Origin of the sequence: Amycolatopsis sp. WAC 04169 (genome assembly GCF_003947535.1) — a bacterium.
GTDB lineage: Bacteria > Actinomycetota > Actinomycetes > Mycobacteriales > Pseudonocardiaceae > Amycolatopsis > Amycolatopsis keratiniphila.
In genome coordinates this window covers 714,098-728,071 of record NZ_QHJI01000001.1, presented here as the reverse complement: position 1 = coordinate 728,071, position 13,974 = coordinate 714,098, and the positions used below count along the sequence as shown (strand labels likewise).

At 69.8% G+C, this 13,974-nt stretch carries 10 protein-coding genes; 5 read left to right on the top strand and 5 right to left on the bottom strand.

Annotated features, from left to right (window positions below; genetic code table 11):
• The first annotated feature begins 5 nt into the window (after positions 1-5).
• The 4 genes from DMC61_RS03495 to DMC61_RS03480 are packed head-to-tail and all read left to right on the top strand — an operon-like array spanning position 6 to position 7,837.
• On the top strand, positions 6-2,000 hold the full coding sequence (locus DMC61_RS03495) for a WXG100 family type VII secretion target (protein ID WP_125686734.1): 1,995 nt from the start codon (positions 6-8) through the stop codon (positions 1,998-2,000).
• Positions 1,997-2,326, top strand: a complete 330-nt coding sequence (locus DMC61_RS03490) for a type VII secretion target (protein ID WP_063277286.1) — start codon at positions 1,997-1,999, stop codon at positions 2,324-2,326. The genes DMC61_RS03495 and DMC61_RS03490 overlap by 4 nt, the downstream gene beginning before the upstream one ends.
• Positions 2,323-2,847: a YbaB/EbfC family nucleoid-associated protein gene (locus tag DMC61_RS03485; protein WP_125686732.1), complete on the top strand. Its 525-nt coding sequence runs from the start codon at positions 2,323-2,325 to the stop codon at positions 2,845-2,847. The genes DMC61_RS03490 and DMC61_RS03485 overlap by 4 nt, the downstream gene beginning before the upstream one ends.
• Positions 2,848-2,881: 34 nt before the next feature.
• The gene (locus DMC61_RS03480) at positions 2,882-7,837 is read left to right on the top strand and encodes an RHS repeat-associated core domain-containing protein (protein WP_125686730.1); all 4,956 of its coding nucleotides are present in this window, start codon (positions 2,882-2,884) and stop codon (positions 7,835-7,837) included.
• A gap of 69 nt (positions 7,838-7,906) precedes the next feature.
• Here DMC61_RS03480 and DMC61_RS03475 read toward each other — a convergent pair whose 3' ends face one another.
• The 3 genes from DMC61_RS03475 to DMC61_RS03465 all read right to left on the bottom strand — a co-directional run bounded on the left by DMC61_RS03475 (position 7,907) and on the right by DMC61_RS03465 (position 11,388).
• Positions 7,907-9,043: a diguanylate cyclase gene (locus DMC61_RS03475; protein WP_233594683.1), complete on the bottom strand. Its 1,137-nt coding sequence runs from the start codon at positions 9,041-9,043 to the stop codon at positions 7,907-7,909.
• A 293-nt stretch (positions 9,044-9,336) separates the two neighbouring features.
• Positions 9,337-10,599 carry an MFS transporter gene (locus DMC61_RS03470; RefSeq protein ID WP_125686726.1) on the bottom strand — a complete coding sequence of 421 codons (1,263 nt, stop codon included), beginning with the start codon at positions 10,597-10,599 and terminating at the stop codon, positions 9,337-9,339.
• A gap of 72 nt (positions 10,600-10,671) precedes the next feature.
• Complete coding sequence (locus tag DMC61_RS03465; RefSeq protein WP_125686724.1) at positions 10,672-11,388, bottom strand: hypothetical protein; 717 nt, start codon at positions 11,386-11,388, stop codon at positions 10,672-10,674.
• A 76-nt stretch (positions 11,389-11,464) separates the two neighbouring features.
• On the opposite strand from DMC61_RS03465, the gene DMC61_RS03460 reads away from it, so the two are divergent.
• Positions 11,465-12,313 carry a LysR family transcriptional regulator gene (locus DMC61_RS03460; RefSeq protein ID WP_233594682.1) on the top strand — a complete coding sequence of 283 codons (849 nt, stop codon included), beginning with the start codon at positions 11,465-11,467 and terminating at the stop codon, positions 12,311-12,313.
• Here the strand turns inward: DMC61_RS03460 and DMC61_RS03455 are convergent.
• The gene (locus DMC61_RS03455) at positions 12,301-12,981 is read right to left on the bottom strand and encodes a hypothetical protein (protein WP_125686719.1); all 681 of its coding nucleotides are present in this window, start codon (positions 12,979-12,981) and stop codon (positions 12,301-12,303) included. The genes DMC61_RS03460 and DMC61_RS03455 overlap by 13 nt on opposite strands.
• A 102-nt stretch (positions 12,982-13,083) precedes the next feature.
• Positions 13,084-13,908, bottom strand: a complete 825-nt coding sequence (locus tag DMC61_RS03450) for an SDR family oxidoreductase (protein WP_125686717.1) — start codon at positions 13,906-13,908, stop codon at positions 13,084-13,086.
• Between the last annotated feature and the right edge of the window lie 66 nt (positions 13,909-13,974).

Genomic DNA, 13,974 nt, shown 5'->3' with positions numbered 1-13,974 from the left:
GACCCGTGACCGAATCCGAGGAGAAGACGGCGAAGGTCTCCGACCCGAACTCGCCCGATTACGACAAGCTCGACCCGAACTACGACCCCACGGCCGACTCGTCGTCCGACTACTACGTCGGGCCGCTGGCGGACGAGGCCGCCTCCGGCGACGAGATCCGGGCCGGGGCCTCGGCCGGGACGGACCTTCTCTTCAACATCCTCGGCTGGGGCGACAAGGCGCTCAACGGCTTCAAGGACATCTTCACGCAGAAGATGTACGAGGGGCAGCTGGAGAAGGCGCGCGAGGGTCTCGACAAGAACCTGGACATCCGCAAACCCGGCGAGCCGCCGTCCACGATCTGGGCGAACGCCACCCACGAACAGATGCAGACCGCGATCGCGGACAACGGGGATCCGGCCGCGGTGGCCGAAACCTCCGAGGAGTGGATCCGGGCGGGCAACGACCTGGCCTCGCATCAGCGCAACCTGGCGAAGGCGATCAGCGCGAGCACGGCCAACTGGGAGGGCGAGGGCGGCGACGCGGCCCGCGAGCACCTCGCCGGTGTCGGCAAATGGCTCGGCTCGACCGCGAACGGCGCGACGCTGGCCGGACGGCAGCAGCAGATCCACTCGCAGACGCTCAACGAGACGCAGAAGCAGATGGCGGCGAACCCGCCGGTGGCGTTCAACGTGCAGGAGGCCAACGCCAACCTGCAGAAGATCACCGACCCGTACGTGTACATGGCGCAGCTCGGGAAGGACCTCTCCACCTTCAAGAAGCAGCAGGACGCGCGGGACCAGGCCGCGAAGGTGATGACCGACTTCGACACCACGGTCGGCTCGGCGATCGCCACCCCGGCGTTCCCCGCCCCGCCGAAGCTGGCGACGGCGACCAGGCAGCTGCAGGGCAGTCCCGCCGGCGGTGGCGCGGGTTCGCCCGCCGGCACGCTTCGCGACCGGATGTCGCCCGAAGGCGCCGACGGCACTCCCTTCAGCGCGACCACGGACCGGACGCGTCCGGACAGCCTCGTCGCTTCGATGGACGGGACACCGCAGGGCGGGACCAGCGGGCCCGGCGGTGTGTCGCCGTTCAGCTCGCCCAACGGCGGGCCGGGCGGTGGCCCCGGTGGTGGCCCGGGCGGCGGTCCCGGCGGCTTCCCCGGTGGCGGTGTTCCCGGCAGCGGTGGCCCCGGTAGCGGCGGCCCCGGCTCCAGCCCGGCCATGCCCAACATCAACATCCCGAACGGGCCGACCGGCGGCGAGACGTACAAGCCCGCCGCCTCGACGGGTCCCCACCTCCCGAACCTGCCCAAGTTCGACGACGGCACGAGCACCACGGGCTACACGCCCCCATCCGTTTCGCCGCCGTCGTTCACCCCGCCGAACATCCCGATCCCGGAGAGCGGCGGACCGCGGCCCGGCGGCGGTCTTCCGTTCACGCCCCCGAACATCCCCATCCCGAACGGACCCAACAGCGGCGGGCCCAACAGCGGCGGGCCGAGGCCGGTCATGCCGAACATCCCGCCGATCCCGCGGCCCGGTGGCATCGGCGAGCGGCTCACCGGCCCCTCGTTCCCCGACGGCAACTCCTACAAGGGCACGCCGTACAACCCGCCCAAGCTCGGTGGCATGCCGAACATCCCCGGCGGTGGCGGTACCGGCGGGACCAGCGGCTTCGGTGGCGGCGGTACCGGTGCCGGTGGCGCGGGCGGCGGCGGTCTCGGCGGTGCCGGACGGGCGTCCGGCTCGCTCGGCATGGGCGGCGCCGTCGGCGCGGGCGCGATGGACGCCGAAGCGGCCGCGGCCCGTGCGGCGGGCTCCGGTGGCAAGCCGGGTACGCCCGGCGGCATGGGCCCGATGGGCGGGATGGCCCCCGCCGCCGGCCGGGGTCAGGGCCAGGACGACAAGGAGCACAAGGTCGCCGACTACGTCGAATCCGACGACCCGTCGTTCTTCGCCGCCGACGAGGTCGTGGCGCCGCCGGTGATCGGCGACTGGAAGAACAAGGACTGGAAGTGACGGCTTCGTTCGAGGTCGATCCGGACGACCTGACCGCGCACGCGAGCCATCTCGACGGGCTCGTGGACCGGCTGAACACCGCGCACTCCGCGACCGGTTCGGCGATGTCGGCGGACGCGTACGGCCTGCTGTGCGCGTTCCTGCCGCCGATCGTCAACCCGGCCGGTGAACGCGCGGCGGAGACGATCAAGGCGGCCTCGGAAGGCATCCAGGCGACCGCCGACAACGTCCGCACCGCGGCCAAGTCCTATGTGGACGGCGACAAGACCAACGCGGAACCGTTCAAAGCGGACTTCGCCGCTTTGGACATCGGAGGTAAGAAGTGACCGGCGCGAACGAGCTCGGCGAGCTCATGCTGGACCCGGACGAGGCCCAGCGCAAAATGGATCGATGGGCGGCGGGGCTGGAAGAGAAGGCCCAGCGGTACGCGGCCGCCCAGGAGCGGACCGAGCAGCTCCGGCTGTCCGCGTCCAGTGCCGACGGCGCCGTGAAGATCACCGTCGGCGCGGACGGCGGCGTGACGGACATCGAGTTCGGGAACAAGGCCAGGACGTACCCGCTGGAGGAACTGTCGCGGGCGATCCTGAAGACGATGCACCAGGCGCAGGCCGGGATCGCGGGCCAGGTCGCCGAGGTCATGCAGGAATCGCTCGGCGACGAGGACCAGGAGACCAGGGCGCTGATGATCGGCACCCTGCGCAGCCGCTTCCCGGAGATCGAGGAGGAAGAGCCGCCGTCTCCGCCGCCCGCTCCCCCGGCGTCGTCCGCCGACACGCCGCCTCCGCCGCAGGCGCCTCGCGAGAAGCGTCACGAAGCGCCGGACGACGAGGAGAACTCACCCTGGTGAGCTCCTCGTCCCCTGAATCACGAGGAAGGTCGTCGTGGGTAACCCGCTTGTCGCCGAGGTAAAGGATTCGACGAAGGCGTACACCGGCTCGTCACTGCTGGAGTCGGCGTTCGAACTGAAATCGGCCATCGAAAGCGGCGATTGGGCCTCGGTGGCGCTGGGCGCCGTCGGGACCGCGCTCGACGCGCTGTCGATGGCGATGGACCCCTTCGGCGCGATCCTCGCGAACGGCGTCGGCTGGCTGATGGAACACGTCGGCCCGCTCAAGGAGGCGCTCGACGCGCTCACCGGCAACGCCGACGAGATCGCGGCGAACGCCGAGACCTGGATGAACATCGCGACCGAACTCGGTGACGTCGGCGCGGATCTCGCCGGGATGGTCTCCGCCGACCTGCAGAGCTGGACCGGGAACTCGGCCGACGCCTACCGTGCCCAGGCCAAGGACACGGTCACCCTGCTGGAGTCGGCCAAGGCGGGCTGCGAGGGCGCTTCCAGCGGCGTGAAGACGGCGGGCGAGGTCGTCGCCGCCGTCCGCGCGCTGGTGCGCGACATCATCGCCGAGCTGATCGGGCATCTGATCAGCTGGGCGCTCCAGGTGCTGTTCACCCTCGGGATCGGGCTGACCTGGGTGGTCCCGCAGGTGGTCAACGCGGTCGCGAAGACCGCCAGCAAGATCGCGAACCTGACGAAGAAGACCGTCAAGGCGCTTCAGGCGCTGATGCCGCTGCTGAAGCGGGCGGACGACCTGTTCGACAGCGCGGCCAAGGCGCTGAAGAAGCTCCAGCCGGGCAAGGGCGCGCCCGCGCCGAAGCCGAACAAGCTGGACGAAGGCACGACGCCCAAGAGCAGCCCCGACGGCGGGGGTACCTCACCGTCCGGCGCGGGGCCAGGCAAGACCGATCCGCCGCCGGTGAAATCGGATCCGCCTCCGCCGCCGAAGAACGAGACCCCGGACGGATCGACCACGCCGTCCGGCTCGCCACCTCCGCCGCCCAAGGACCGCGGTGCCCCGAAACCCGAGACGAACAACCGGATCAAGGACAACGAAACCACCCCGGGAGACCGCGTTCCGCCCAAGGACCGCGGCGGCTGTGGCGACCCGATCGACGTCGCGACCGGCTCGATGATGCTGACGCAGGACGACGTCGTGTTCGCCGGCGTCCTGCCGCTGACCGTTTCGCGGACGCACCTCTCGTCGTACCGCCTCGGCCGGTTCTTCGGCACGTCTTGGGCGTCCACTGTGGACCAGCGAATCGAGGTCGAGGACGACGGCCTGCACCTCGCGCTCGCCGACGGGACGCTTCTGTCCTACCCCGTCCCGGTTTCCGGCCCCGTCCTTCCGGAATTCGGGCAACGGCTGCCGCTGTCCAAAGTGGACGACGGCTACGCGGTGACCACTCCCGACGGGATGCTGCTCTTCTCCGGCCCCGGGGATTCCCTTCCCCTGCGGGCGATCGTGGACGGTGACGGTCACCGGATCTCGGTGCACTACGACGACAACGGCGTCCCCCGCGAGCTGGAGCATTCCGCGGGTTACCGCCTGCTCGTCGAGTCGAAGGACGGCCTCGTCACCGCCCTTCGGCTGCCGGGAGCGGAAACCGCGCTGCGGAGCTACCGGTACGACGAGCGACGCCGGCTGGTCGAGATCGCCGACGTCGCCGGGCAGCCCCTGCGGTTCACCTATGACGCCGAAGGCAGGATCGTGCGCTGGGAGGACGTCGACGGGCGCTGGTACGGATACGGCTTCGACTCCGCGGGCCGCGTCGTGCGGGCGCAGGGCACCGGCGGCTTCCTCGACGTCGACATCGAGTACGACCGGGAAAACCTGGTCACCTCGGTCACTAACTCGCTCGGCCACGTCACCCGCTATCAGCTCGACGAACTGCACCGGATCGTCGCGGAGACCGATCCACTGGGCAACACCACGCGGTACGAGATCGACCGCTTCGGCAAGCTGCTCAGCCGCACCGACGCCTTGGGCCGCACCACGCGGTGGGAGATGGACGACGACGGGAACGTCGTCACCGTGCTGCAGCCCGACGGCGGCCGCGCACTCGCCGAGTACTCCGCGCCCGGCCGCTGGACCAGCCGGACCGGACCGGACGGCGCCGTCTGGCGCCGCGAGTACGACGAGCGCGGGAAGCTCGTGCGGGCCACGGATCCGACCGGCGCCGCCACCACCTACGGCTACGACGACGCGGGCAACGTCGCGGTCGTGACCGACGCGCTCGGCGGGGTCACCCTGATCGAGTCGAACGCGGCGGGCCTGCCGGTCGCGGTCACCGACCCGCTCGGGGCGGTCACCCGGTACACCTACGACGAGTTCGGGCAGACCACCTCGGTGACCGATCCGCTCGGCGGCGTCACCCGGACGAAATGGGACGGCTTCGGCGAGATCTCCGAGCAGATCGACCCGGACGGCTCCGTGTGGCGCTGGAATCGCACCACGGCGGGCTCGGCGGACGAAGCCGTGGACGCCCGCGGGAACGCGGTGCGCACCGAGTACTCGCAATTCGACCTGCCCACCGCCGAAATCGGCCCGGACGGCGATCGACTGTCCTATGTGTACGACACCGAGCTGCGGCTCGTGTCGGTCACCAACGAACACGGTCTCGTCTGGCGCTACGACCACGACGCGGCCGGGAACCTGGTGCGCGAGACCGATTTCAACGGCCGCACCACCCGCTACGGCTACGACGCCGCCGGGCAACTGGTGTCGCGCACCAACAGTCTCGGCCAGACGGTCGTCATCGAACGCGACGCGCTGGGCCGCGTCGTCGGGCGCCGGGCGGGCGACGACGTCGCGACGTTCACCTACGACGGCGCCGACCGGATGACCTCGGCCCGCAACGCGCATTCCGAAGTCACCATCGCCTACGACGCGCTGGGCCGGATCGTCTCGGAAGCGCTCAACGGCCGGGCCGTCCGCTCGGAGTACGACGCCATCGGCCGTCGCGTCGCGCGGCGCACGCCGTCGGGCGCCGAGTCGTTCTTCGCCTACGACGCGGCGAGCCGTCCCGTCGCGCTGCGGACCGCCGGGCGCACCCTGCGGTTCGAGTACGACCCGGCGGGCCGGGAGGTGTCGCGGCGGCTGGAGGGCACGCCGGTCGAACTGCGCCAGGGCTGGGACGCCGCCGACCGGCTGACCTCCCAGACCGTGTCCACCGGCCGGGGTGTGGTGCAGCACCGCGAGTACGGCTACCTGCGGGACGGGCTCGTCTCGTCGATCTCGGATTCGGTGTCCGGGCCGAGGTCGCTGCGGGTCGACCGGGCGGGCCGCGTGGTCGACGTCCTCGGCCGGGGCTGGCGGGAGAGCTACGGCTACAACCTCGCGGGCGCGCTCACGCAGGCCGGCTGGCCGGGCGCGGATCCGGCCGTCGGACCGCGGCGCTACCAGGGCACCCTGATGACCGGCGCCGGATCGACGTCGTACCTGCACGACACCGAAGGCCGCACGATCGCGCGCCGGGAACCCGGCCGAGCCTGGACCTATCAGTGGAACTCCGACGACCGCCTGACCGGCGTCGTCACCCCGGACGGCGAACGCTGGCTCTACCACTACGACGCGCTCGGACGGCGGATCGCCAAGCAGCACCTCGACGTCCACGGCCGGATCCTCGAACAGATCGACTTCATCTGGGACGGCTCGAACCTCGCCGAGGAGATCCGCGGCGGCACCGCCGTGGTCTGGGATCTGGAGCCGGGCACGGAACGGCCGATCACGCAGATCGAGCGGATCCCCGGACAGGACGCCCGGTTCCACGCCATCGTCACCGATCTCGTCGGCTCGCCGAGCGAACTGCTCGACGAGTCGGGCGAGATCGCCTGGCATCTGCACACCTCGTTGTGGGGCAAGGTGCTTTCGCCGCCGGGGCGGGCGTACACGCCGTTGCGCTTCCCCGGCCAGTACCACGACCCGGAAACCGGGCTGCACTACAACTTCAAGCGCTACTACGACCCGGCGACCGGGCGATACCTCTCGCACGACCCGCTCGGCCTCGAACCGGCGTCGGACTCACTGGCCTACGTCGGCAACCCGACGGACCTGATCGACCCGCTCGGCCTGGCGCCCACGAAACCCAAGACGGGAACCTGCGGCAAAGGGACCCGCGGGGGCGGCGGCAAGACGAAATCGCCGGGCAACCGGGTCACCAAGCCGAAACCGGCGCCGGGTCCGAAGAAGCCGCGGCGCCCGCCGCAGAACTACCTCGACGGCACGCACGGCGCGAAGAAGCGTGAGCAGAACCGGCTCACGGAGAAGTACGACAACGAACTCAAGGCCGACGGCCGGGAGAAGGTCTCCGGGGATTCCCACGAGTCCGAGCACCCGGTCCCTTACGAGGCGATCGGCCGGGGCAGTGGCGGCGCACGGGGTTCGAGTCACGAGCAAAAGGACCTGGAGAACCACGCTTGGGCGTATCAGGAGGCCAAACCCGCGCACTCGTCGCATATCGGCACCGGTAACAAGGGCGACCAGGACCTGACCGAAGGTTCGGCGAAGCCGAGCGGCTTCAAGAACAGCCAGGACTACCGCGACTCCGAGCGCAACGCGCTGGAAGGCGGCGACGCGAACACCGCGATCCAGCTCAACCAGCTCGACTACGCGTTCCGGGACGGGTTCAAGAACACCGACGGCACCCTCGACGGCAAGATCGCGGACGACTCGTACCACAAGATGATCGACGACGCGCACGCCAGCGGTAAGGGCCTCACCTACTCGACCGGTCCCGGGACGACCGCGACCACGCCGCCGCTGTCCAGTCACGACGTCAAGGAACTGCACATGACCCGGGACACCATCCGGGACGGTGACTGGCCCGAGGAGATGAAGCGGCAGAACCGCGAGACCTACGAGCAGGAAGTCGATCGGATCCACGACAACTACCCGGAGCCGAGCGCGGCCGACCGGGCGAAGTACCAGACCGGCGAGGGCGGCTGGGGCGACCTGGATTACGGCAAGAAGGACCCGGACGCGATGGACGTCGACTGACGCGTTTCGTCCTCTGGATGCGGTCCTTGCGTGTGCAACTACCGCATCCAGAGGACGAAACGCGGGTCGTCAGGCGGCGGCGAGGGCGACGACGCGGTTCCGCCCGCTGTTCTTCGCCTGGTAGAGCGCGGAGTCGGCGACGTGCAGGAGCCGTTCCAGCACGGTGCCGCCCGACGGGTACACCGCGGCGCCGATCGACACCGAAAGCCCTCGCACGACCCGAGGCCCCGAAGCGGTCGCGACCTCGACCTCGATCGCCATCACCGCCCGGCGGACCCGCTCGGCCACGGGGAGCACCTCGGTCTCCGTCGCGCCGGGAAGCAGCACGACGAACTCCTCACCGCCGAAGCGGCCGACGGAGTCGTAGTCGCGTACGTGCTCGGAGATCGTCTTCGCGACGACCTTGAGCACGACGTCGCCCGCGAGATGCCCGTAGACGTCGTTGACCTGCTTGAAATGGTCGAGGTCGAGCATCAGCACGCCGAGTTTGCTCTTCGCCCTCGCGGCCGACGAGAGCTCCCGTTCGCTCAGCGCGTGCCACGCGTGCGCGTTCAGGACGCCGGTCTTGCCGTCGATGTTCGCCGCGATCTCCAGCTGCCGCACCAGCACGCTGCGGTGCAGCACCAGCACCGGGAGCAGCACGAACGGGACGAGCGCCGGCGCGTGCACGATGCCCAGCGCGGTCGAGGTCCCGAGCACCAGGGTGGTGACTTCCAGCAGGTTGTCGTCGCCCGTGCCGAACAGCGCCCGCAGCGATCTGGCCCCGGTGTGCAGGTAGACCGAGAGCGCCACGATGAACGCGTTGGCCACGGTGAACACGGCCGCCGCCTCGACGATCTTCAGCGAGCCGGCGAACCCGACGGGCAGTCCGTTCCACCCCGCGACGATGGCTCCCGCGGCGAGACAGGAGATCACGATCGCCGCCGCGCAGTACACGACGCGGTAGGCCGGACGGTGACTCATCCCCCGCCACACCCGGAACCAAAGATGCAGGTAGATGAGCAAACCGAGGGCGAGCGCGAGCCCGGACGGCAGGACGAGCACCCCCGCGAACGTCCACACCGAAGTCATGTTGATATGCGGCCGGTCGCACAGCGTGCGCCGCAACCGTTCCACCGAACGCGAAAGCTCGGCCTGCAGCACAGCGAGGCCGAGCAGTGATCCAAATCGGACGAATTCCGTAGTCTCGTAGTTCGATCGGAGCAAGGCGATTACGGCGACTGCCGCCGCGAGGCCTTCCACCACAAGAAAAACCGCGGGAACACCGCGTGGTCCGGACCATAATTCCCAGCGTCGGACCCTGGCTCTCAGACGTGTACCGGCCCCTTCTCCGGCGAGTTCCGTATCCCCCATAATCATCGTCACCGGTCCCCCTTCCGTACACATTTCAATGTATCCGAGGTAGTACTGAGGGTGGCTCGAGTCAATTCCGGAACACACAGATGGAGCAGTGGGAGGGAGGACCATCATGAACGGTCGCGAGGACTGATCCCACCAATTCAGCCGGTTCGGCTCCCGGCCGGGAGCCAGACATCGGGGCCGGTGGCGATGGCCCGTTTCCACGCCATCGCCATCGGTCCCGCCGAGACGACGGCCACCGTCGCGGCCACCCCGACGGCCACGAACGGACCGGTCAACTGGGCGAGAACGCCCGCGAGCATGATCCCGATTCCTTGCACGGTCACCAAACTCGTCGAGGTCAGGCCCATCACCTGCGCCCGGACGCCGTCCGGCACCGCGCGGGCCATCAACGCGACGGCCTGCAGGTGGTACGGCGCCGCGAAGGCCCCGCTGAGCCCGATCAGCACGAGACAGACGGGCAATGACGGGCGAAAGAAGACAAAGACCAAAGGAACGACGGATGCGATGGCGAGAATGCCGACGATTCGCGTTTTCCGTCGCGCCGGAACCCATTTCGTGAAGATCCACGAACCTATTACCGAACCGATCGGATCGGCCGCGAGAATAAGACCGACCGCGAAACTGCCCGCCCCGAGCCCGACGGCGAGCGGTGCCGCGAGCCCCTCCGGCGCGATGGCGAACCCGGCGAGCATCTTCAACCCGAAGAGCACCCGGATTCCCTTGCCCTGCCACAGTTCCCTGGCACCTTCGCCACTGAAAGCCCGCGCCACACGGCTTTTCACCGAAGATTCCGTGGCGGCGGGCCCTCGTCGGCGCACCCCGGCGGAGACGAGCAGCGCCGAGACCACAAAGGTCACCGCGTCGATCACCAGTCCCCAGTAGGGCGTCACGAGCCCGATCACCAGTCCGCCACCGCCGAATCCGGCCAGCTGTGCCGTTTGGATGGTGATCGTCCGGACGGCGAGCCCGGCGACGTACCGGTCGCCTTCGAGGACGTCCGGGAGCAACGCGAGCTGCGCCGCCCGGAACGGGCCGCCCGCCATCGTCAGGATCACCAGCAGCCCGGCCAGGACCGGCAGCGGTATCCCCGGGACGGCCATCAGCGCCGCGATCGCCGCGCGCAGCAGGTCGCAGACGATCATCACCGTCCGCCGCGAATACCGGTCCGCCAATCCGGCGAACAGGGTGCCGCCGATCAGGGTCGGCAGATACGTCAGGCCGTAGGTGAGCCCGGTCAGCCCGGCCGACGCCGTTCTTTCCCAGACCAGCACCGTCAACGCTACCCTGGCCAGCTGGTCACCGGCCTGCGAAAGCGCCTCCGCCGCCCACAACGCACGGAACTCGCCGACCGCGAAAGCGGCCTTGAACGCGGTGCCCCGAGCGGAATCCCCCTTCTCCATGAGCCCCTCCCCTTGGCTCACGGTAGTCGATCACTTCCGCAGTGTCAGCGTCCATCCGGCCCACGACGGCCGTCAGTGTCCACTGTGGACCGACAGTTTCGCGTGCTCCACCGCGGCCAGCGCGAAGGCCCGGACGATCGGATGCGGCCGGGTTCCGTCGCCGGCGAGTTCCGGCTGGAACAGCGTCGCCAGGAAGAACGGGTGCTCCGGCAGTTCCGCGATCCGCGCGTCGCCGTCGTCGTCGAATCCACTGAAGACCACCCCGTTCGCCGCCAAGGTGTCCAGATGCCGGGCGTCGAGACCGTACGAACAGTGGTATCGCTCGACGGAACGTGCCGCTCCGAGCACCCGAGCCGCCAGGCTGTCCGGCGTGATGTGGACGGCGCCTTCGTGGCCGACGAGCGAGCACGCGAGCGGGACGATCAACCGCTCTTCCGCGTCCGGCGCGTTCTCCGCGTGCCCGATTCCGCCGAGACCGCAGACGTTCCGCGCGAATTCCAGCAGCGCGTGCTGGAAGCCGGCGCAGGTGCCGAGGAACGGGATGCCGTTCTCGCGAGCGGCGCGCACGGTTTCCACCGCACCGGTTTCGGATCGGTAGGGGCTGCCGGGAACCAGCCAGACGGCGTCGAAACCGGTGAGGTCCCCGGCGGCGTCGGTCGGGATCCAGTAGGCGTCGAGTTCGAGGCCGTCGCGTTCGGCGAGCCGTTCGAAGAGCATCGGGATGCGGACGTGGGAGCGGACGCCGTCCGAGCGGTCGCCGACCACGGCGACCCGGGCTGTCTGTGTCATGCGGTCATCCTGACCCGCGAACCGAGTTCAGCGCCAACGATGATCCTTGCTGTGTCCATAAGCGATACTGATGCTCATGGAGACCCATCTGCTCCGCACCTTCGTGGCGGTGGCCCGCGGCGGCTCGTTCTCGCGAGCGGCTCACGACCTTGGCTACACGCAATCCGCGATCTCCCAGCACATCGCCGCGCTCGAACAGGACCTCGGCACCGCGCTGCTCACCCGGCGGCCCGTCGCCCCGACGCGGGCCGGGGAACGTCTCCTCGAACACGCCGGTCCGCTGCTGACCCGGCTCGACGCCGCCCGCGCGGACCTCGCCCGGCTCACCGCGGCGCCCACCGGGAGGGTCGTCCTCGGGCTCACCCCGCTGTCGCTCACCGCCGAAGTCGCCGCCGCCGCGCGTCGCGGCACGGAACTACGCGTCTTGGGCCGTGAAGACGTCCTGCCGGAGGTCGCGACGGGCTCGCTCGACCTCGGCCTCGTCGACGGCATGACCGCGCCGAGCGATCCGCTCCCGCTGCCGGACGTCGGCCCGCTCACCACCACCGTCGTCGGCGAACGCCCGCTGGCGGTCGCGGTGCCCGACGGGCATCCGATGGCGGGGCGGGCGGTCCGGATCGCCGAACTCGCCGACGCGGGCTGGATCGACGCGCCGGACACGGCGATTCCCTTGGAACGCTTGAGAAAGTTCGCCTCGACCGACGGATTCCGCGGCAGGCTGCGCTACACCGGCACCGACGTCCGCGGTCTGCTCGGCCTGGTCGCCGCCGGCCAGGGACTGGCGCTGCTCCCGGCGGACGTCATCACCGGCGTGAGCGCGCTTTCCCTGTCCTCGCCGCGGGTGGTGCACCGGACCGAACTCGTGCACGGGGATCCCGGCGAGGGTTCGGCGCTGGCCGCCGCGCTGACGGGTCAGCGGCCGTAGCCGTAGCTCACCATTCCCTGCGCCATCTGCATCGCCAGGGAACTCGCCACGACGGGGTCCATCATGCTCCGGATGTCCTGCGTGGGCTTGTCGCGCGAGCCGAGGTCGGAGCGCGGCTGCTCCGGCGGCCTGGTCTCGGCGGGCGGCAGGGCGACGACCCGTTCCCTGGCGGGCTTCTTCTTCGTCGCGGGCGCTTGCTGCTTCACGGTGACCGGGACGTAGACGGTCACCGGGGCGGCCTGCGGCGCGGGCGGCTGCGCGACCGGCGGGGCCGCCTGCTGGGTCCCCACGGCGGGCAGCGGCTGCTCGGGCAAGGCGGTGTCGTCGACCGGCTGGAAGGTGAAGGTGCCGGCGAACCAGCCGATCGCGAGCAGCGCCACCCCCGCCCCGCCGACCAGCCAGGACCGGGCGCGGCGGTGGATGACGACGGCCTTGGGGCGGAGATCCTTGTCCACCACCGGTTCGCAGACCGGCGGCCGCACCGGCATCGGCTCGGGCTCGGGTTCGTTCTCCGGGCTGCGCCGCCGTTTCGGCAGGCTCGCCGCGATGATCCCGGTCCGGTCCAGCAACTCCGCCGTCTCGACGGAGAGCGCGGCATCGGTCGGCGTACGGCGCTGGGCGGCGCGCGGCATGGGGACCTCCGGAAGGGGAATCACGAACTTGAGCATTGTGGTGCATTTCCGACGCCGCCGTAAGTAACGCACCCCGATCGAGTTATCCCGAGCCGTCCGGACCACGGAGGGTTACTCCGTTCAGTGGCTTCCGCTTTCTCAGAGATTCCGCATTCCCAAGCGCCCCAACAGCGCGAGCGGCCGCTGGTAAAAGGAGCCGAGCACACGGGGAATCGCGTCGATGGCGTACGCGTCCGGACCGATCAGGATCCGCGCCGTCCCCCGTTCGATACCGCGGACAATGGTCTGCGCGGCCTTCTCCGGCGTCGTCCTCGCGATCTTTTCGAATCCCTCGGCGGCTTTGTCGATGTCCCGCTCGGCGCCGCCCCGCGCGTCACGGGCGATATTCGTCTTGATGCCACCGGGATGCACGCAGCTGACCTTGACCGGATGCCGGGCGATCAGCATTTCCTGCCGCAGCGCCTCGGTGAACCCCCGCACCGCGAATTTCGCGGCGTTGTAAGCGCTCTGCGTGGGCACGCCGATGAAGCCGAACACACTCGAAAGGTTGACGATGTGCCCGTCACCCGAAGCGATCACCTGGGGCAGAAACGCTTTCGTGCCGTTGACCACGCCGCCGAGATTGATCCCCATCAGCCAGTCGTAGTCGTCCCAGGTCATTTCCTCGACCGTGGCGCCGAGCGCGACCCCGGCGTTGTTCACCACGACGTTGGCACCGCCGAAATCGACGGCGACCTCCTCGGCGTGCGAGAGGACGGCGTCACGGTCGGCGACGTCGAGCTCGTACGCCTTCGCGGTCGCGCCCGCCTTCTCGCACTCCGCGACGGTGCCCGCCGCGCGGACGACGTCGACGTCGGAGAGCGCCAGCCTGGCGCCCCGCCCCGCCAGCTCGATCGCGAGCGCCTTGCCGATCCCCGAGCCCGCGCCCGTGATCACCACGACCTTGTCCGTGAACGACTTCATACCCGCTCCCAACCCGCTCGACTGTTACCGGAGGTAACACATACTACGGCTGTGAGCTTGCTGTGC

Bases quoted from the DNA above. Each gene is read 5' to 3' on its own strand.
- DMC61_RS03470 (WP_125686726.1), bottom strand. From the start codon at position 10,599: ATGGAGAAGGGGGATTCCGCTCGGGGCACCGCGTTCAAGGCCGCTTTC.
- DMC61_RS03465 (WP_125686724.1), bottom strand. From the start codon at position 11,388: ATGACACAGACAGCCCGGGTCGCCGTGGTCGGCGACCGCTCGGACGGC.
- DMC61_RS03460 (WP_233594682.1), top strand. From the start codon at position 11,465: ATGGAGACCCATCTGCTCCGCACCTTCGTGGCGGTGGCCCGCGGCGGC.
- DMC61_RS03455 (WP_125686719.1), bottom strand. From the start codon at position 12,981: ATGCTCAAGTTCGTGATTCCCCTTCCGGAGGTCCCCATGCCGCGCGCC.
- DMC61_RS03450 (WP_125686717.1), bottom strand. From the start codon at position 13,908: ATGAAGTCGTTCACGGACAAGGTCGTGGTGATCACGGGCGCGGGCTCG.